12 protein-coding genes are annotated in these 20,490 nt (G+C 73.8%); 9 read left to right on the top strand and 3 right to left on the bottom strand.

The annotated features are described in order from the left end of the window. Positions 1-275 precede the first annotated feature (275 nt). Positions 276-1,481: a cytochrome P450 gene (locus AB0K15_RS37845; RefSeq protein WP_364062066.1), complete on the bottom strand. Its 1,206-nt coding sequence runs from the start codon at positions 1,479-1,481 to the stop codon at positions 276-278. Continuing rightward, positions 1,478-2,704, bottom strand: coding sequence for an MFS transporter (locus tag AB0K15_RS37840; RefSeq protein ID WP_364062063.1), 1,227 nt, complete (start codon positions 2,702-2,704; stop codon positions 1,478-1,480). The genes AB0K15_RS37845 and AB0K15_RS37840 overlap by 4 nt, the downstream gene beginning before the upstream one ends. A gap of 181 nt (positions 2,705-2,885) precedes the next feature. Here AB0K15_RS37840 and AB0K15_RS37835 point away from each other — a divergent pair, with 181 nt between their 5' ends. From AB0K15_RS37835 to AB0K15_RS37820, 4 genes are read left to right on the top strand one after another with little or no spacing between them, the layout of a single operon-like run. After that, on the top strand, positions 2,886-8,117 hold the full coding sequence (locus AB0K15_RS37835; RefSeq protein WP_364062060.1) for an amino acid adenylation domain-containing protein: 5,232 nt from the start codon (positions 2,886-2,888) through the stop codon (positions 8,115-8,117). Then, a complete protein-coding gene (locus AB0K15_RS37830; protein WP_364062057.1) occupies positions 8,114-11,398 on the top strand; it encodes an amino acid adenylation domain-containing protein in 3,285 nt (1,094 codons plus the stop codon). Before AB0K15_RS37835 ends, AB0K15_RS37830 begins: the two co-directional genes overlap by 4 nt. After that, positions 11,380-12,756 carry a serine hydroxymethyltransferase gene (gene glyA, locus AB0K15_RS37825; protein ID WP_364062054.1) on the top strand — a complete coding sequence of 459 codons (1,377 nt, stop codon included), beginning with the start codon at positions 11,380-11,382 and terminating at the stop codon, positions 12,754-12,756. The genes AB0K15_RS37830 and glyA overlap by 19 nt, the downstream gene beginning before the upstream one ends. A 10-nt stretch (positions 12,757-12,766) precedes the next feature. Further along, positions 12,767-14,293, top strand: a complete 1,527-nt coding sequence (locus tag AB0K15_RS37820; RefSeq protein ID WP_364062051.1) for an amino acid adenylation domain-containing protein — start codon at positions 12,767-12,769, stop codon at positions 14,291-14,293. Positions 14,294-14,372: 79 nt separating this feature from the next. On the opposite strand, the gene AB0K15_RS37815 is transcribed toward AB0K15_RS37820, so the two are convergent. Next, positions 14,373-15,104 (bottom strand): sulfotransferase family protein, encoded by a 732-nt coding sequence (locus AB0K15_RS37815; protein ID WP_364062048.1) that lies wholly within the window; start codon positions 15,102-15,104, stop codon positions 14,373-14,375. A 155-nt stretch (positions 15,105-15,259) separates the two neighbouring features. Between AB0K15_RS37815 and AB0K15_RS37810 the strand changes: the two genes are divergently transcribed. From AB0K15_RS37810 to AB0K15_RS37790, 5 genes are all read left to right on the top strand, one after another. Continuing rightward, positions 15,260-17,812 (top strand): penicillin acylase family protein, encoded by a 2,553-nt coding sequence (locus tag AB0K15_RS37810; RefSeq protein ID WP_364062045.1) that lies wholly within the window; start codon positions 15,260-15,262, stop codon positions 17,810-17,812. Continuing rightward, entirely contained in the window at positions 17,809-18,198 is a 390-nt protein-coding gene (locus tag AB0K15_RS37805; protein ID WP_364062042.1) for a hypothetical protein, read from the top strand. Before AB0K15_RS37810 ends, AB0K15_RS37805 begins: the two co-directional genes overlap by 4 nt. Then, complete coding sequence (locus tag AB0K15_RS37800; protein WP_364062039.1) at positions 18,195-19,505, top strand: FAD/NAD(P)-binding protein; 1,311 nt, start codon at positions 18,195-18,197, stop codon at positions 19,503-19,505. The genes AB0K15_RS37805 and AB0K15_RS37800 overlap by 4 nt, the downstream gene beginning before the upstream one ends. Next, positions 19,502-20,047, top strand: a complete 546-nt coding sequence (cysC, locus tag AB0K15_RS37795; protein WP_364062036.1) for an adenylyl-sulfate kinase — start codon at positions 19,502-19,504, stop codon at positions 20,045-20,047. Before AB0K15_RS37800 ends, cysC begins: the two co-directional genes overlap by 4 nt. After that, the coding region (locus AB0K15_RS37790) for a phosphoadenosine phosphosulfate reductase family protein (protein ID WP_364062033.1) at positions 20,044-20,490 on the top strand (447 nt) is incomplete at its 3' end. The genes cysC and AB0K15_RS37790, both read left to right, overlap by 4 nt.

Raw genomic sequence — 20,490 nt, 5'->3', positions numbered from 1 at the left:
CAAGCATCGGGCGGTACCACCGATTCGCTCGGTGGTACCGCCCGATGCTGTCTCCCGGTATCTGCGCGAGGACGAGCGCAGCCACGGCACCGACCGGCTGCGCGAGAATGCGTCGGTCGCGGTCGGACTCGACGGCCGCCCACGCAAAACGCTCGCCTGGGACACCCCAGCCGAGCGTCTCGCTGAACTGATGGCCGAAACCGGCTGGTCACCCGCGGTGCGACGACCCCCCGGATCCGCGGATCCGGGGGGTCGTCTTTTCCGTGTCGCCGGGCTCAGGAGCGGGGGACGAACCGCACCGGCAGGCTGCGGTACCCGGCCAGGAAGTTCGAGTAGATCGGCAGTGCCGGGCCGGCGGGCTCGATCGTGTCGACGAGGTCCCGCAGGCCTTCGACGACGGCGGTGATCTCGGCGCGGGCCAGGAACGCCCCGAGGCAGAAGTGCGGGCCGAAGCCGAAAGTGAGGTGCTTGTTGGGCGTGCGGGCCAGGTCGAACACGTCCGCGTCGGGGAACACGCTTTCGTCGCGGTTGGCGGAGACGTTCCACAGCGTGACCGCGTCGCCGGCGGCGATCAGGAGGTCGTCGAGCACGACGTCCTCGACCGCACGGCGGCCGAAGTGCAGCGACGGGGTGGTCCAGCGGAGGATCTCCTCCACGGCCGAGGCGACCGGCACGGACCCGTCGCGCAGGCTTGCCCACTGCTCCGGGTTCCGGCTCAGCTCGCGCACCCCGCCGATCATCGCGAGCCGGCTCGTCTCTTCGCCGCCGAGGATCAGGCTGTAGCAGTTGAGGACGATCTCCTCTTCGGTCAAGGGTTCGCCGCGCACCGTGCACGTGGCCAGTACGCTGATCATGTCCGATTCCGGCGCCGCGCGGCGGATCGAGGCCAGCCGCGAGAAGTACATCAGCACCTCGTTGCGGACCCGCCACACCTCCCTCTCGTCGGCGTCGGCCTCGTCGGCGCTGAACGCCGTTTTGGACAGCGACAGCAGGTACGGCCGGTCCTGCTCGGGCACGCCGAGCAGATCGCAGATCGTGGCGAGCGGGATCCGCTCGGCCACCTCGGTCGCGAAGTCGGTCTCGCCACGGGCCACGGCGTAGGCCAGCAGCCCGCGGGCGCGGGCGCGGACCTTCTCGACCACCGGTCCCAGCGCGCGCGGGGAGAACGACTTCAGCAGGGTGTTGCGGACGTCGCGGTGACGTTCGCCGTCGGTGACGGCGAGCATTTTGCCCGCGGCGCTGTCGTGCCCGCGCAGCAGCGTGTCGAGCACGTTGCCGCGTTCGGAGGTGAACCGCCGGTCGTCGCGGTACACGGCTTGGACGTCTTCGTACCGCGAGATGACCCAGAACCCGCGCCCGGGCCCGGAAACCGGGTGCCACAGCACGGGATCTTCGGTGCGCAGCCGGCGCCACATCTCGAATCGGCCGGGGTCGGTGTGGGTGCGGGGATCGGCCAGGTCGGCGGTGGTGCTGGCGGTCATGGGACCTTCCTCGTCCGGGGCAGGGAACTGGTGAGCACGGGCAGGGTTGAGCAGACGAGCGCCACGGGAGCCGCCCAGAGCGCGGTCCGCGCGCCGAACGCGTCGACGATGAGCCCCGCGGCTCCGGCCCCGAAGGGCAGCGTGCCGGAGCCGAGCAGCCGGTAGGTCGCGTTGACGCGCGCGTAGAGCTCCGGCGGCGTGAGCCGCTGGCGCAGGGTGACCGCGACGACGCTGGTGCTGACCGCGCCGGCCGTCGCGAGGAAGAAGGTGATCCCGCACAGCACCGGGACGCCGGTGGGGAGCAGGACGTAACCGGTGGTGGAGAACGCCAAGCCGGTCACCGCGGCCGGGCCGTAGCCGACCCGGCCGAGCAGCCTCGGCCCGAGGAGCGCGCCCGTCACGGCGCCGGCACCGGCGATCGCCATCAGCACGCCGTAGGCGGCGCCGGAGTGGCCGAGGTCGCGGACGAAGTACACGAGGAAGCCGACGGTCACGAGCTCGATCGACGCGTTGTACAGCGCCGCGTGCAGTACGAGGGCCCGCAACCGCGGTTCGCCCCAGACCGCGGTGAAGCCGTCCCGCAGCTCGCGCCGCAGGTCGCGGCGCGCGGGCCGGGCCGGGATCGGCTCGCGGTGCCGGACCCCGGCCAGCGCGACGGCCGAGAAGACGTAGGTGAGCGCGTCGAACAGCAACGCGACCGGCCCAAACGCGCCGGCGAGCCAGCCCGCGACGGCCGGGCCGATCGCCGCGCCGGTCGCCTGGTTCGCCGACAGCGCGCCGTTGGCCGAGGCGAGCTGCTCGCCGGGTACGAGGTGCGGCACGTACGAGGTGGCGGCGATGTCGCACAGCACGCTCATCGACCCGCCGGCGAAGGCGACGACGTAGACGAGCGTCAGCGATGCCGTCCCGGTCAGCCAGAGCAGCGGGATCGACGTCACGAGGACGGCGCGGACCAGGTCCAGCGTGATCATCACCGGCCGTTTCGCGCGCCGCTCGAGCCACAGCCCGCCGACGAGGGGCACGAGGACGACGGGGGCGAGGTAGAGCGCCTGCAGCAGGCCGACCTGGCCGCCGTCGGCGTGCAGGGCGGTGACGGCCAGGAGCGGCAGCACGAAGAGCGTGATCTGGGATCCCAGCTGGGACACCAGGTCCCCGGTCCACAACGCCGCGAAACCGGTGCGGCGCAGGGGGAGCGCGGCGGGCGTGGCCACGGTGTCGGTCATCGGTTCCTCCGGCGGGCGCAGGACGGCAGCGTGCGCCACTTTCGCGCTCGCGGCGCGGACGCGGGAGTCGGGGAAAGCCCCGATCGCGGTGGCCGCCCGGGCGGGACACGCTGGAAGTCCATCTGCGAGGCAGCCGGCCCGGGCCGGCGCGATCCACGATCCGATCCGGTGAGGGCTCTCTATGAACTGGCGTGATGTGCTCGAAGGCGCCGCGACGCGGCACCCGGACAAGACCGCATTCTCGTTCCGCGGGGAGGACGGTGGTCGCGCCGGGCTCCTGACCTACGCCGGGCTCGACGCCCGCGCGCGGGCGATCGGCGCCCGGCTCGCCGAGCTGGGCCTGGCCGGGCGGCCGGTGCTGCTGCTGTTCCCGGCCGGGCTCGACTACGTCAGTGCCTTCTTCGGCTGCCTCTACGCCGGAGTGATCGCGGTGCCCGCCTACCCGCCGACCCGGCACCCCCGGTCGGTCGAGCGGGTCGCCGCGATCCTCGCCGACAGCGGCGCCGGCACCGCGCTCACCACGACGGCGCTGGCCGCCCGCCTCACGCCCCGCCTGACCACCACGCCCGCCCTCGCCGGCCTGCGCTTGGTCACCACCGACGACGTCGAAGCCGCACGGTTCACGCCGCCGGACCTGGCCGACGACGCGATCGCGTTCCTCCAGTACACCTCGGGTTCCACCGCAACCCCGCGCGGTGTCGTGCTGGACCACGGGAACCTGCTCGCCAACACCGCGCTCATCGGCCGGTTGTTCGGCCTCGGCGAAGACTTCCGCGGGGTGTCGTGGCTGCCGATGTACCACGACATGGGCCTGATCGGCTCCGTGCTCGGCACCGTGCGCAGCGGGGGGTCGATGACCCTGACCGCGCCGGCGACGTTCGCCCGGGACCCTTTCCGCTGGCTGGAACTGATCAGCGACGAACGCGCGACGGCGAGCGGTGGCCCGAACTTCGCCTACGACCTGTGCAGCGACCGGATCACCGAGGAGCAGCGGGCACGGCTGGACCTGTCCTCGTGGACCGTCGCCTACAACGGCGCGGAACCGCTGCGCCCGGCCACGCTGACGCGGTTCGCCGAGACGTTCGCCGGCAGCGGGTTCCGCCGCTCGGCGTTCATGCCGTGCTACGGCCTCGCCGAGGCGTCCCTGATCGTCACCGCCGAGCCGATCGGCGCGGGCTTCCGCACCACGGCCGGGCCGGCGGGTGGCGGTGAGCTCGTCGCCAGCGGGGAGCTGCCCGCCGAGCAGCGGGTCGAGATCGTCGACCCGGAGACCGGCGTGGTCCGCGAAGAGGGCGAGGTCGGTGAAGTCTGGATCTCCGGCGCGAGCGTGGCGCGGGGCTACTGGAACCGGCCCGACGACCGGACGTTCGGCGCCCGCCTGGCCGGCTCGGACGGGCCGGAGTTCCTGCGCACCGGAGACCTCGGCCTGCTGCGCGACGGCGCGCTCTACCTGACCGGCCGCAGCAAGGACCTGATCATCGTCCGCGGCCGCAACCACTACCCGCAGGACCTCGAACAGTCCGCGGAGGAGATCCACCCGGTGCTTCGCCCGCACGGCGGCGCGGCCTTCGCCGTCCGGACCGCGGCGGGCGAGGAGAACCTGGTGCTGGTGCACGAGGTCCGCGGCCACGACGGCACCGACCTCGAAGCGGTCGCCGCCCGCGTGCGCGCCGGGATCGCCGAGCGGCACGAGGTGCGCCCGCACGCCGTGGTGCTGATCCGGCAGGCGTCGCTGCCCCGCACGTCCAGCGGCAAGGTCGCCCGCCACGCCTGCCGCGAGGCCTATCTCGCCGGCACGCTGCTCGAACTGGCTCGCGTGTCCGAAGTGGACGCTCCGGTCGCGGTCGCCGAGGCAGCGCCGGGCGACCTCGTGGCGGTGCTGCGCGCGGAGATCGCCGCCGAGCTCGGGGTCGCCGCCGAGGCCGTGCCGACCGACCGCCCGCTCGTCGGGCTGGGCCTCGACTCGCTCGGCGCCGTGACCGTGCAGCACCGCGTGCAGACGCGCCTCGGCGCCGTCGTGACCGACGCCCTGTACTCCTCGATCGAGGAGCTGGCCGCGACCGCGCACGAGGCGGCCGGGACGGGCGCCGGCGTCGAGGAGGCCGGCGACCACCCGCTGTCCGACGCGCAGCGCGCGATGTGGTTCCTGCACCAGCTCGCGCCGGCCGAGGCCGCTTACCTGATCGCGGGCGCGGCCGAGGTGCGCGGCGCGCTCGATCCCGCCGCGCTGGGCCGGGCCGCGGACCGGCTCGCCCAGCGGCACGCCGCGCTGCGCACCACCTTTCCCACGGTCGGCGACGAGCCGGTGCAACGCGTGCACGAGCGGCTGGCGCCGGTGTTCGAGGTGCTCGACGACGGCGATCCCGCAGAGCTGGCCCACCGTCCGCTCGACGTCGAGAACGGGCCGCTGCTGCGCCTGTCGGTCGTCCGGAGGGCGCCGGAGCGGCACCACCTCGTGCTGACGGTCCACCACCTGGTGGCCGACCTGTGGTCGGTCGAGGTGCTGCTGCGGGAGCTCGGCGCGCTGTACCGCGCCGAAACCGGCGGTCCCGCCGCCGCCCTGCCTCCGGTCGAGGGGTTCCCGGCCGCGCTCGCCCGCCGGAGGGCGGCACCGGCGCCCGCGACGGACGGGCAGTGGGAGTTCTGGCGCGAGCGGCTCGCCGGCGTGCCCCTCGCCCTCGACCTGCCGACGGACCGGCCGCGCCCGCCCGAGCAGGGCTTCCGCGGCGGGGCGGTGCGGTTCACCGTGCCGGCCGACGTTTCGGCGGCGCTCACCGAACTGGCGCGGGCGGCCGGGACCACCGTGTACGTCGTGCTGCTCACCGCGTACCAGATCCTGCTCGCCCGCTACACCCGCCGCCGCGACCTGGTCGTCGGGTCACCGGTGCACGGCCGGTCCGACGCGCGGCTCGGCGCCGTGGTCGGGTCGTTCGTGAACACCGTCCCGCTGCGGGCCGCGATCGACCCCGCCGCGTCGTTCGACACGCTGCTCGCCACCGCCGCGCGGGACGTGCCGCGCGCGCTCGCCCACGCCGACCTGCCGTTCGTCGAGCTCGTCCGCCGGCTGCAGGTGCCGCGCGACCTCAGCCGCTCTCCGCTCGTGCAGGCGCTGTTCACCCTGCAGGGCAGTCTGGGCTCGTTCGCGGTCGGCGCGCCGGACGGCCGGTTCGAGCTCGCGGACCTCGAACTCCGGCCGGTACCGCTGCCCGCGGCCGGGGCACAGATGGACCTGCAGCTCAGCTTCGCCGAGACCGGCGCCGGCTTCGCCGGTCTGCTCCAGTACGACAGCGGGCTGTTCGACGAGGCCACCGCCGAACGTCTGAGCCGTCACCTGCGGCTGCTGCTCGCCGGGATCGCCGCGGCGCCCGGCACTCCGGTCGGCTTGCTGCCGCTGCTGGGCGACGACGAGCGGGCGCGAGTGCTGGCCGCGGGGACCCGCCCGGCGACCCCGTACGGACCGGAGCTGCCGGTGCACGAGCGCGTTGCGGCCCAGGCCCGGCGCACCCCGGACGCCCCGGCCGTCACCTTCGATGACCGGGTGCTGCCCGCCGGGGCCGCGGACGTGCCGGAGCTGCTGCTGGACACGGAGACGCTGACGTACGCGGAGCTCGACACGGCGGCCAACCGGCTCGCCCACCACCTGCGCCGGCTGGGGGCGGGCCCCGAGCGGATCGTCGCGGTGCACCTGCCGCGCGGTCTCGACCTGGCCGTCACGCTGCTGGCCGTGCTGAAGGCCGGTGGTGCCTACCTGCCCGTCGACCCCGACCTTCCGGCCGGGCGCAAGCAGCTCATGCTCGGCGACTCCGGCGCCGCGCTGGTGGTGACCCACGCCGGCCTCGCCGACGCGGTGCGGGCACCGGGGGTCGAGGTGCTGGCCTGCGACACCGTGCGCGCCGAGGTCGCCGCCGAACCCGGCACCGCCCCGGACGTCGTCGTGCTGCCCGGCAACGCGGCCTACCTGCTCTACACCTCGGGTTCCACGGGCCGTCCGAAGGGCGTGCTCGTCCCGCACGCGGCGTTCGTCAACTTCCTCACCGGGATGGCGGAGCTGTTCGGCACCGCCGCGCGGGGCCGGGTCCTGGCCCACACCCGGTTCTCCTTCGACATCTCCGGTCTCGAGTTCTACCTGCCGCTGATCCTCGGCGGCACGGCGCACATCGTCCCCCCATCGGTCGGCGGCGACGGCGACCAGCTGTGCGCCCGGGTGGGCTCGGGGCTGTTCACCCTCGTGCAGGCCACCCCCGCGAGCTGGCAGCTGCTGTGCGACGCCGGCTGGGACGGCACCCCCGGACTGACGATGCTGTGCGGCGGCGAACCCCTGCCGCCCGCGCTGGGCGAGCGGTTGCGGACCACCGGCAGTCCACTGTGGAACGTCTACGGCCCGACCGAGACCACGGTGTGGTCGGCCGCGCTCGAAGTGTCCGAAGTGGACACCCGGATCGCGCCCATCGGACCCGCCGTGGTCAACACGAGCCTCGCGGTGCTCGACGACGCCTTCGAGCCCGTGCCGCCGGGCGTCGCGGGCGAGCTGTGCATCGGCGGGGCCGGGCTGGCGCGCGGCTACCTCGGCCGGCCGGGCCTGACCGCCGACCGGTTCGTGCCCGACCCGCACTCGCCCGAACCGGGCGCCCGGATGTACCGCACCGGTGACCTCGCGAGGCGGACGGCGGACGGCGGGCTGGAGTTCCTGGGGCGCACGGACAACCAGGTCAAGGTGAACGGCCACCGCATCGAGCTCGGCGAGGTCGAGGCGGAGCTCGGCCGCCACCCGGCGGTCCGCCGAGCCGTGGTCACCGTGCACCAGGGCATGGCCTCGGCCACGCTGGTCGCCTACGTCCAGCCGCGCAACCGGCTCGACACTGCGGCGTTCGACCGCCAGGTGTTCAATCGCGCTCTGCGAGACGCGCTGCGCGAGAGCCTGCCGCCGTACATGGTGCCCGCGCACTTCGTGTGGCTGACGGAGTTCCCGCTCACCAGCAGCGGCAAGATCGATCGCGCGGCGCTGCCCCGGCCCGAGACCGCGCCGGCCGCGCGGCCCGAACCGCCGGCCACCGAGACCGAGCGGAAGGTCGCCGGCATCGTGCTCGAACTGCTCGACGCGGCGGCCGTCCAGCGCACGGACAACCTGTTCGACCTCGGCGCGAACTCCCTCATGGTGTCGCGGCTGTCGGTGCGCATACGTGAGACCTTCGGGGTGCAGCTGTCGCTGCAGCGGCTCTTCGAGGAACTCACGATCGAACGCGTCGCCGAGCACGTCGACGCCGGGGACGGCACCACGGTGGCGGCGCCCGTCGCGAAGGTCGACCGCGCCCGCTACACGGTCACCGCCGAGCGGGCGGCGAGCCTTCGCGGCCGGCGGCGCCGGCCTTCCGCCCCTGCCCCCACCTCGCCCCGAAACCTGGAGAACCGATGACCCAGCCGGACGCTCTCACTCCCTTCCCCACGGCGTTCGCCCAGCAGCGGCTCATGATCATCGAGCAGCTCTTCCCCGGCAGCGCCGCCTACCACGTGCCCTTCGCCGTGCGCCTGCGCGGCGAACTGGACATCGACGCCCTGGTCGGCGCCGTGCACGAGGTGGTGCGCCGCCACGAGTCCCTGCGCACGGTGTTCACCCTCGTCGACGGCGCCGCCGCGCAGGTCGTCGAGACCGAGCACCGGGTGCCGGTCGAGGTCCGCGACCTGCGCTGCACTCCCGAGGCCGCCGACGAGCGCCGGCTCGTCGAGCTGCTCAACACCGACGCGGCACGGCCGTTCGACATCACCGGCCGCCTGCTGCGGGTCGCGCTGCTGCGGCTCGCGGACGACGAGCACGTGCTCGCCGTGACGATGCACCACCTGGTGTCGGACACCTGGTCGTGCGGCATCTTCGTCCGCGAGCTCTCGGCGGCCTACCCCGCGCTCGCGGCCGGGCGCCGGCCGGCGCTCCCCGACTTGCCGGTGCAGTACGTCGACTACGCGATCTGGCAGCGCGAGCACCTCACCGGCGAAGTCCTCGACGAGCTGCTGGGCTTCTGGCGGGACAAGCTCGGTGACGCCCCGCCGGTGCTGGAGCTGCCCGCCGACCGGCCGCGGCCGGCGGTCCAGTCCTTCACCGGCGCGATGGAGCAGATCCGGCTCACGCCCGGGACGTCGGCGAAGCTCACCGCGCTCAGCCGTGAGCTCGGGGTGACCCCGTTCATGACCGCGCTGGCCGCCTTCCAGACCGTGCTGGGCCGGTGGAGCGGGACCGACGACATCGTGGTGAGCACCGGAGCCGCGACGCGTGCCCCGGAGGTCGAGGCGCTCATCGGCTGCTTCATCAACATCGTCCTGTTCCGCACCTCGCTCGCCGGTGACCCGACCTTCGCCGAGCTCGTGGGCCGCGTCCGGCGCACCGTGCTCGACGCGTTCGACCACAAGGACCTGCCGTTCGAACGGCTCGTGGAGGAGATCGCGCCGCAGCGCGACCTGAGCCACCAGCCGCTGACCCAGGTGATGTTCGTGATGCAGAACGCGCCGATGCCGGTGCCCGCGATCGGCGAGCTCGAGGTGTCGTCGGTGCATGTGGACCGCGCCGCGAACCAGATCGACTTCGACCTGCAGCTGTGGGACGCGGGGGACCATTTCGAAGGCTTCATCGAGTACTGCGGCGACCTGTTCGACGCCGAGACGGTGCGCCGGATGTGGGCCCAGTTCGAGCGGCTGATCGACGCCGCGGTGAGCGAGCCGGAGACCCGGCTGTCCCAGCTGCCGCTGCTGGACGAGTCCGAAGTGGAGCGGGCGGTGTCCGGCTGGAACACCACGACCGCGCCCGAACCCGGCGGGACGCTGTACGACCTGTTCGCCCGCCAGGTGGCCGAAGACCCGGACCGCACGGCCGTGCACTTCGCCGGCGGCACGCTGACCTACGGCGAGCTTGCCGCGCGCGTGGCGGACGTCGCCGGCCGGCTGCGCGCGCTGGGGGTGGGCCCGGAGGTCACGGTCGGCGCGTGCTTCGGGCCGACTCCCGATCGCGTGGTGGCGTTCCTCGCGATCCAGCGCGCCGGTGGTGCGTACCTCCCGCTCGACCCGGCCTACCCCGACGAGCGGCTCGAGTTCATGATCTCCGACGCGGCCCCGGCGCTCGTGCTCGCCGACGACGGGCAGACCGACCGCCTCGCCCGGCTGGGCGGCGTCCGCGCGGCCGGCCTCGCGGGCCTGCCGGAGCCCGTGCCGCTCGACGGGCGGACGGACCCGGCCAACCTCGCGTACGTCATCTACACCTCCGGTTCGACGGGACGCCCGAAAGGCATCGCCGTGGTTCACCGCGGGGTGGTGAACAACATCGCCGACCTCAACCGGCGCGCGGGCGCGGGCCCGGAGGACCGCCTGCTCGTCACCGCGTCCGCGAGCTTCGACATGTCGATCTACGACATGGTGGGCCTGCTCGCCGCCGGGGGCGCGATCGTGTTCGGTGACCCGGCGCGCGGGCGGGACCCGATCCACTGGGCCGACCTCGTGGCCGAGCACCGCGTGACGATCTGGAACTCCGCGCCGGCCCTGCTGGAGGCGCTCGTGGAGACGGCCGTCGCCCGCGGCGTCGACCTGAGCTCCCTGCGGCTTGCGTTCCTCGGCGGTGACTGGGTTTCGGTCACGCTGCCCGAGCGGGTGCGGCGGCTCGCACCGGCCCTGCGCCCGGTGGTGATGGGCGGTGCCACTGAGGCGTCGATCCACTCGACCCTGCACGAAGTGACCACTGTGGACCCCGAGTGGACGAGCATTCCCTACGGCCGCCCGATGGACAACCAGCAGGCGCTGGTGCTCGACCGCGCGGGCCGGCCCGCTCCGGTGGGTGTGCCCGGCGAGCTGTACCTGGGCGGAGTGGGATTGACCCGCGGGTACCTGCGCCGCCCGGCGCTGACCGCTGAGCGGTTCGTGCCCCACCCCTACGCCGGCCGGTACCCGAACGTGCCCGAGGGCGCCCGCCTCTACCGCACCGGGGACCTCGCCCGCTACGGCCACGACGGCGAGCTGGAGCTGCTCGGGCGCATCGACCAGCAGGCGAAGATCCGCGGCTATCGGGTCGAACTCGGGGAGATCGCCGCGGCGCTGCTCACCCACGAGGGCGTGGGCGACGCCGTGGTGGTCGTCGACCGCGACGGCGCCGAGTCCCGGCTCGTGGCCTACCACACGCCGGTGTCCGGCAGCGTCGGCACGAGCGACCTGCGGGAGCACCTGCGGCGCACGCTGCCCGATTACATGCTGCCGGCGGTGTTCGTCGAGCTGGAGCGGATCCCGTTGTCCCCCAACGGAAAGGTCGACCGGCGGGCGCTTCCGGCCGTGGGGACCGAACGTCCCGAGCTCGCCACCGGCTACGTGGCGCCCGGGACCCCGGTCGAGATCGTGATCGCCGAACTGTGGGCCGAGGTTCTCGGCGTCGACCGGGTCGGCCTGCACGACGACTTCTTCGACCTCGGCGGCTACTCGCTCGCGGCGATGCAGATCGCCGCGCTGGTCCGGGAGCTGCTCGACGTCGAAGTGGCGATGCGCGCGGTGTTCGAGGCACCGACCGTCGCCCAGCAGGTGCGGGTGGTGGAGGCGGCCGCCGCCGAGGCGGGCGTCGACGTCGCCGCACTGGCCGCGCTCGTGCTCGAGGTCGACGACCTCGACGACGAGGCCGTGGCGGAACTGCTCACCGAGCCGAACGGAGGACAGCCGTGGGTCGCGACCAGCTGAGGGCGGACGCCGCGAGCGGCGTCGACCAGCTCCAGGAAACGGACCCCGCGCTGCACTGGCTCCTGGAGCGGGAGCAGCGCCGTCAGCACGACGTGCTCGCCATGATCGCGTCGGCCAGCATCGCCGACGCGTCGGTGCTGGCGTGCGAGGGATCCGCGAGCAGCAACGTGACCACCGAGGGCTACCCCGGCCAGCGATTCCACGCCGGCTGCGAGCTCGTCGACCAGGTGGAGCGGCTGGCCGTGGAACGGGCGAAGGCGGCGTTCTCCGCGTCGTACGCCAACGTGCAGCCGCATTCGGGCAGCACGGCCAACCAACTGGTGATGGCGAGCCTGCTCGAACCCGGCGACGTGGTGCTCGCGCTCGGCCTCGACGCCGGGGGACACCTCACGCACGGCGCGGCGGCGAACTGGTCCGGGCGGTTCTTCTCGGCCGTCCACTACGGACTCGACGAGCACGGCCTGCTGGACTACGAGCAGGTTGCCCGGCTCGCGCGGGAGCACCGGCCGAAGCTCATCGTGTGCGGGGCGAGCGCGTACCCGCGGACGATCGACTTCGCGCGGTTCCGTGCCATCGCCGACGAGGTGGGCGCGTTCCTGCTCGCCGACATCTCGCACATCGCGGGCCTGGTCGTGGCCGGGCTCCACCCGAGCCCGATCGACGTAGCGCACTTCACCACGACGAGCACCTACAAACAGCTGTGCGGTCCGCGCGGCGGGCTGGTGCTCATGGGCCGCGACGCCGACGCACCGGCGCCGCGGGGCGGGCGCACGCTGTCGGCGATGGTGCAGCACGCGGTGTTCCCGTACTTCCAGGGCACGCCGCGGATGAACGGCGTCGCCGCGAAGGCGCGGGCGCTGGCACAGGTGAACACCCCCGGGTTCCGCGCGCTGGCGCGGCGGATCCTCGACACGGCGGGGTTCCTCGCCGACGGCCTCGCCGAACGCGGCTGGCGCGTGCTCACCGGCGGCACGAACAACCACATGGTGCTCGTCGACGTCGGCGTGCGCGGGCTGACCGGCCTCGTCGCGGAGCGGGCGCTCGAATCGTGCGGCATCATCGTCAACCGCAACAAGATCCAGGGCGACCCGATGCCGCCCACGGTCGGTTCCGGCGTGCGCTTCGGCACGAACGTGCTGGCGCAGCGGGGAATGGACGCCGAGGCGATCCGCCGCTGCGTGGAGCTCGTCGATTTGGTTTGGACCTCACTGCGGGTGGTGGGGCAACGCGACTTCGTGCTGGAGGAGTCCGTGCGCACCCGGGTTCGGGCCGAGGTGGCCGCGCTGTGCGCCCGCCACCCCCTGCCCGGTCGGATGGACGCGCCCGCGGTGGCGCTCGAACCGGCGCCGGCCGGGTGAGGAGTCCCCGATGACCGCTGTACTCGAGAAGAACGCGACGGCTGTGGACTACGGCACCGCGGATCGCTGCCTGCACGAGCTGTTCGAGGAACGCGTGCGCCTCGACCCCACCGCGCCCGCCGTGCGTTTCGGTGCCGCGGAGCTGAGCTACGGCGAGCTCGACGACGAGGCCAACCGGCTCGCCGCGCACCTGCGGATGCTCGGAGCCGGGCCGGAGACCGTCGTCGGTGTGCTGCTGGAGCGTGGCGACCGGCTGCCCGTGACGCTGCTCGCCGTGCTGAAGGCCGGCGCCGCGTACTTGCCGCTCGACCCGGGGCACCCGCCGGAACGCCTGGCGTACCTCGTGGAAGACGCCGCGGTGGAGCTCGTGGTGACGGTGTCCGACCTCGCCGGCGGGCTGCCCGCCGACGCGTTCGCCGTGTGCCTCGACGACCCCGGCGTGCGCGAATGCCTGGCCGAGCCGGTGGCGCCCGTCGCTTCCGGCGCGCGGCCGGACAACCTCGCGTATGTGATCTACACGTCCGGCTCCACCGGCAAGCCGAAAGGCACCCTCGTGCCCCACCGCACGGTGGTGAACCTCGTGGCGTATTCGGCGCGGGAATACGGCATCGGGCCCGGTGACCGCGTGCTGCAGTTCGCGAGCCCCGCGTTCGACGTGAGCGTGTCCGACTTCTTCACCACGCTCACCAGCGGCGCCACGCTCGTGCAGGCCCCGCGGCTCACGCTCGTCGACCCGCGGGCACTCACCGCCGTGCTGCGCGGCGAACGCGTCACCGTGGGCGACATCCCGCCCGCCGTGCTGCGCCTGCTGGACCCGGCCGTGCTGCCGGACCTGAGGCTGCTGCACGTCGGCGGCGAGGCCCTGACCGAGGACGAGGCGCACCGGTGGATGGCGCCCGGCCGGAGCGTCTACCACCGCTACGGCCCCACGGAGACGACCGTGTGCTGCACCGACCACCGGTGTGTCCCGGGCGAGGGCGCTCCGCCGATCGGCGGCCCGCTGGGCAACCAGCGCGTGCACGTGCTCGGTCCGGCGGGAGGCGAGCTCTCGCCGGGGGAGGAAGGGGAGCTGTACGTCGGCGGCGCCGGCGTGAGCCGCGGGTACCTGGCGCGGCCGGGGCTCACCGCGGAGCGGTTCCTGCCCGACCCGTTCGGCCCGCCCGGCGCGCGGCTCTACCGCACCGGCGACCTGGCCCGGCGGCGGACGGACGGCGAGGTCGAGTTCCTCGGCCGCGCCGACGCGCAGCTGAAGCTCAACGGTCACCGCGTGGAACCGGGCGAGGTCGAGGCGGCGGTGCTGGAACACCCCGGCGTGGTCGGCGCGGTGGTCGGGCTGCACACCGGCGCCGGCGGTGACCGCGTGCTCGCCGCCCACGTGGTGGTCGCGCCGGGCGCCGCGGTGCCGACCGTCGGCGAGCTGCGCGCGCACCTGCGCGACCGGCTGCCCGCCGCGCTCGTGCCGGGCCGCGTGGTCGCTCTCGACGCCGTGCCGCTCACGCCGAACGGGAAGATCGACCGGCGCGCGGTGGTGTTCTGACGGTTCCCCGCATCGCAACGAACAGCGGCCGTCCCGAGGGATTCCCCGGGGCGGCCGCTTTCGTCGTGCGACAGGCGCCTCAGCCGACGGCGAGCCGTTCACCGTGCAGCTCGCGGTAGAACGGTTCGTGGTGCGCGCTGAACCCCGCCAGGGCGGGGTTCGTGCTCGCCGTGTCCGCGTACACCGTGCCAGTCGTGGAGAAGCCCGTACTGCCGCTGACGGCTCCGTGCCAGCGGGCGGTGTGCGACCACTCCTGCCGCTCACCCGCGCTCCAGCTGAGCGCCTCCCGGCGGAACGGCAGCCCCATCTCGGCGCAGTACGCGCGCAGGATCCCGGCCGGGTCGTCCACGAGGTCCTGGGAGTCCACGACGACCGGCCGAGGCCCACCGAGGGCGAGCGCCCGCCGGTGCAGCGCGTGCAGGTGCTCGAGGCCGACCTCGGTGACGTCCATGTCGGGCTTGAGCGCGTAGTAGGAGGCCGCGACCTCGTCGGGGCGCCGGATGAGGAACGTGTGCCGGACCTCGCGGAAGAACTCCTCGTCGGCGAGCACGCCGGGGTGCGGCTGGTCGGTGGTGTCCTTGAAGAACACCGGCTTCGTGGCCGAGAGCTCGCGGATCGCGGCGATCAGCGCGGGCGCCGAGCGCACCACCCGGCCGTCCACAGTGGTCTCCCCGTGGTCGAGGAGATTGCAGAACGGCTCGTGCAGGGCCACCAGGTCGGGCCGTTCGAGCATGGAGCGGAAGAACACGGTCGAGCGCGAGCGCGGGGCGCTCCACAGCGCCAGGATGCGCGGCGGCCGGGTTTCGGGCATGGGCTCTCCTCGGGACGGCACGGGACGCGGACGCTCGCACCGTCGCACCACCCCGGGGGCGGGTGGCAGTCAGGGGAAGCCCGGACCTGTGCGCGGGGTCCTCGCCGTCGTCTCATGGTCGGGCCCGGATCACGCGCACAGTGAGGACCCGCCCGATGACCGTTCCCCGTCCCCGCCGCCAGCGAATCCGGCGCGCGGTCGACCTCGGCGCCGGCCTCCTGGCCACGGCGCTCGTGGTCCTGCTCGTCCTGACCGGCGCCGGTGGCCTGCCACCGCTGGGCGCCGCGTTCAACCCCGGCACCGGCGTGTGGCACCTCGCGAACGACGCCGACGCGGCCTCCGCCGATCTGGCCTTGTCCGGTCTGCACGGGGCCGCGAGCGTCGGCTTCGAAACCGACGGCATCGCCCACGTGAAGACGGCCGACGACGGCGACCTGTGGCGCGTGATCGGCTACACGCACGCGCGGTTCCGCCTGTTCCAGATGGACCTGATGCGCCGCCAGGGCGAAGGCACCTTGGCGGAGGTGCTCGGCCCGGACATGGTCGAGTCGGACGAGTTCGAGCTCGACCTCGGGCTGCGCCGCGCCGCCGAACGCGACTGGGCGCAGATGCCCGCCGGCGAGACCCGCGACACGCTGATCGCCTACTCCGACGGCGTCAACGCCGCCCTCGACCAGCTCGTGGCCGACGACGCCCTGCCCACCCCGATCAAGCTCGCCGGCTACGTGCCCGCGCACTGGACGCCGGTCGACACGCTGGTGCTGCAGCGGCAGCTCGCGCAGAACCTCAGCTTCTCCGAAGACGCGCTCACCTTCGCCCACGCGAAGGACGCCCTCGGCGCGAGCACGTTCGCCGCCCTGTTCCCGGCCGTCCCGGCGAACCGGCAGTACCCCTACGACCCCGGTCCCTACCAGGCGCTGCCCTTGGCGGCCGCCCCCGTCCGGGCCGACGCCGCACCGCTGCGCACGGCCGGCGACGCGGCGCCGGGCGGCGTGGCGCCCGCGTCGTTCCAGGGCGGCGACGCGGGGGTGACCCCGCTGCTGAACCGGATCGCGAAGCTGCCCGAGGGCGAGGTCCACGACTTCGGCGCCAGCAACGCGTGGGTCGTGTCCGGCGCGCGCACCGCGAGCGGCGGGCCGCTGCTGGCCGCCGACCCGCACCTGGACTTCAGCCTGCCGTCGATCTGGTACCAGCTCGAAGGCGACAGCCCCGGGTTCCACTTCGCCGGCCCGACGATCCCCGGTGTCCCCGTGCCGCTGATGGGCCGCACCGACTCGGTGAGCTGGGGCATCACCAACGCGCAGCACCCGACCACGCTGTACTACCTCGAGCAGACCGACCCGGCGCGGCCCGGCCAGTACTACTGGCGCGGCGCCTGGCACCGCACCGACACCGTCGACTACACGATCGCCGTGAAGGACGCGCCCGCGGTCCACCACACCGTCTCCCTGACCGCGCACGGGCCGATCATGCAGATCGAGGACCGCACGGTGTCGGTCTGGTGGGCGGGCACCTTGCCGAGCGACAACATCACCGACGTGCTGAACCTGTTGCGCGCCAAGGATTTCATGAGTTTCCGCGCGAGCCTGCGCACGTGGGCCACGCCGGCGGTGAACTTCGTGTTCGCCGACGCCAAGGGCGACATCGGCGCGTTCGACGTGGGCGTCGCCCCGCAGGTGAAGGGCCACGAAATCAGCCTTCCCCTGCCCGGCGACGGTTCGGCGGACGTCTCCGGCGCCATCCCGTTCGACGCCCTGCCGCACGCGGCCAACCCGCCGTCGGGACTGCTCGCCTCGGCCAACCAGCGCGAGGTCGGCGCCGATTATCCCTACCAGTACTCGACTTCCTACAACTTCGTCGACCAGGGCTGGCGGGCGACCGAGATCAACCGGACGCTCGGCGCTGCCACGAAGCTCACCGCCGACGACTTCCGCCGCCTGCAAGCGAGCCGGCACGATCCGCTCGCCGTGCAGCTGACCGCCGCGGTGCTCTCCGCCGTGAAGGGCACTTCGTTGTCCCCGCAAGAGCGCCAGGTCACCGACCTGCTGGCTCGGTGGGACGGCACGATGGCCGAGGGCTCGGCCGCCGCGACCGTGTTCGAGAACCTCGAGGACCACCTCGCGTACCTGGCGCTGAAGCCGAATTGGCACGGCCCGGCGGCTGCCGACGACGAAGTGTTGCCGCCACCGTTCGACACCACCCCGGCGACGCCGATCGTCACCGGCACCGTGCTCGGCTGGTTCGCGCAGAACCCGTCGGCGAGCCCGATCGGCGACCCGACGGCGCTGCTGCGCCGGACGTTCACGGAAACCGTGGCGCACCTGGGCCAGACCTACGGCGCCGACCTCGCCGGCTGGGCCTACGGCAAGCACCACTCGGTCGTCTTCCAGTCGCTGCTCGGCGCGTCACCGCTCAACGACGGCCCTTACCCCTCCGGCGGCGACGCCCAGACGGTGAACGCCGCGGTGGGGGCGTTGCACGACGGCGACAAGGTGCTCAACGACGTGACCACCGGCGGTGCGAGCTGGCGGTTCGTCGTGGACTGGGGCACCGGGCAGGCGGCCTCGACCTACCCCGGCGGGCAGAGCGAAGACCCGCTTTCGCCCTGGTACGACAACCTGCTCGCCGAGTGGCGGGCGGGCCGGCTGTCCCCGATGAGTTACGGCCGCGCCGACGCCGCGGCCACGACCTGGAGGTTCACCCGATGAACGGGTTCCGTCCGACCCGCCCGCTCGCCTGGCCGGCCGTGGTGGTGGCCGTCGGTGTGCTCGACTTCGCGACGCTGCTGCCGGGCTGGTGGTGGGCCACGGCCGTGGTCGCGCTGGCCGGGGGACTGCTGCTGCGCGGCGGCCCCGCCTACCTCGCCGCGGTGCTCGGCTCCGTCGCGGGCTGGGCGGGCGCCCTGGTCGTCTCCGCCGGCTCCGAGACGGGGCGGCTGGCCGATCTCGTCGGCGTGGTCGCGACGGGCGAGTCCGGCCAGGGCTGGCTCGCCGTCACCGCGACGGCCGTGACGGCGCTGGCGCTCGCCACCACCGCGGCGTGGCTCGGCGGCGCGCTCCGCCGGCTGCGCCGACCGGAGCCGGTGGCGTCGTGAAGCGCCGGGTGGTGGTCGTCGGCGGCGGTGCCGCCGGAACCGTGGTCGCGGCCCGGTTGCTCGGCTGCCGGGTCGACGTGGTGCTCGTCGAGTCCGCGGACCGGCCGGGCGGCGCCGCGTACTCCACTTCGGACGAACGGCACCTGCTCAACGTCCCGGCCGGCCGGATGGGCGCCGACGAGGAGGACCCGGACGGCTTCGTGCGCTGGCTGCGCCACCGACGGCCCGTCGAGCCCGGGGACTTCGTGCCGCGCGGCCTGTTCGGCCGGTACCTCGAGGACTACCTGCGCGCGTGCGGCGACGCCGCGCCCGGGCGGCTCGAGCGGGTGCGCGGCCGCGCCGTCTCGGTGGACGCGGACCGCACCGTGCGCCTGGCCGGCGGGCGGGCGCTCACCGCGGACGCCGTGGTGCTGGCGATCGGGACTCAGCCACCAGGCACCTCCTGGGTTCCGCCGGATCTGGCGGGGCTCGTTCCCGACCCTTGGGCACCGGGTGCGCTGGCGGCCGTGCCGGGCGACGAGGACGTGCTCCTCGTCGGCACGGGGCTGACCATGGTCGACGTCGCGATCACGCTCGCCCGGCCGGGCCGGGTCGTGCACGCGGTGTCGCGGCGTGGCCTGCTGCCGCGCGTGCACCGGCCGGGGACGCCCGTCGTGCCCTGGGAGCCGAGTGCCACCACGGAACTCTCGTCGTTGCGCGCCGAGCTCGCCGCCCACCTGCGCGACGCCGTCTTGCGGCAGGGCGACTGGCGAGGGGCGTTCGACGGGCTGCGGCCGCACACCGCGCACCTGTGGGCTCGGCTGTCCGAAGAGGACAAAGATGCCTTCCTTGCCGACGACGTGCGCGCGTGGGACGTGCGCCGGCACCGGCTGCCACCGGCCACGGCGGCGGAGTTGACGCGATTGCGGCGCGCCGGGCTGGTGCGCGTCCGCCGCGGCTCCGTGGGCTCGTTCTCCGGCGGTGTCACGCTGACCGACGGCACCCGGCTGCCGGTCGGCGCGGTCGTCAACTGCACCGGCGCCGAAGCCGATCTCAGGCGCGTCGCCGATCCGCTCGTGCGCAGCCTGCTCGACCGCGGCTTGGCCCGGCCCGGACCGGCGGGCCTCGGCTTCGACACCGCGGCCGACGGCGCGGTCCGCGGCGCGGTGGGCGGACTGTGGACGTTGGGCGCCCCGCGTCGCGGAAACCTTTGGGAGACCACGGCCTTTCCCGAGATCCGGGCGCAAGCGCGGGGACTCGCGGGCGTGGTGACCCGGTACCTCACCGAACAAAACCACCCTCATCCGATCAGGGAGCTGGCGTCATGAACGTGGAGCACGGGAGCACGGTCTGGCTGACCGGCCTGCCGAGCGCGGGCAAGTCGACGATCGCCCGCGGTGTCGCCGAGCGGCTGCGCGCCGAGGGCCGCCGCGTCGAGGTGCTCGACGGCGACGAGATCCGCCGCAACCTCACGGCGGACCTCGGCTTCAGCCGGGCCGACCGGGAGCGCAACGTCGCCCGGATCGGGTTCGTGGCGCAGCTGCTGGCCCGCCACGGCGTGACGGTGCTGGTGCCCGTGATCGCGCCCTACGCCGACAGCCGTGCCCACGTGCGCGCGTTGCACGACGAAGCCGGCGTGCGCTTCGTCGAGGTCCACGTCGCCACGCCGGTCGCGGTCTGCGCCGAACGCGACGTGAAGGGCCTCTATGCCCGCCAGCGCGCGGGCGAGCTCAGCGGCCTGACCGGCGTCGACGACCCCTACGAGGAGCCCGTGACCCCCGACCTGCGCCTGGCCACGCACACGCAGACGACCGCCCAGTCCGTCGACGTCGTGTACCGGCACCTCGCCGTTTCGGCGGTGTACGCGTGACCGCCGTCGCCGAGCCGCGCACCCTGGACAGCCTGACGGCCCTGGAGTCCGAGGCCATTCACATCTTTCGTGAGGTGGCGGGTGAGTTCGACCGTCCGGTGATTCTGTTCTCGGGTGGTAAGGATTCGACGTTGCTGCTGCATTTGGCGATCAAGGCGTTCTGGCCGGCGCCGGTGCCGTTTCCGTTGCTGCATGTGGATACCGGGCACAACTTCGCCGAGGTGCTCGCTTTCCGCGATCAGGTGGTGGAGAAGTACGGGTTGCGGTTGGTGGTGGCGAGGGTGCAGGACTGGATCGATGACGGCCGTCTGGAAGAGCGGGCGGACGGGATGCGTAACCCGTTGCAGGCCACGCCGTTGCTGGACACGATCGCGGAGCACAGGTTCGACGCGGTGTTCGGCGGCGGCCGCCGGGACGAGGAACGCGCGCGGGCGAAGGAACGG

Origin of the sequence: Amycolatopsis sp. NPDC049253 (assembly GCF_040678995.1) — a bacterium.
Taxonomy (GTDB): Bacteria; Actinomycetota; Actinomycetes; order Mycobacteriales; family Pseudonocardiaceae; genus Amycolatopsis.
The sequence above is the reverse complement of the archived record's forward strand: the minus strand, read 5'-3'. Positions and strand labels throughout refer to the sequence as shown.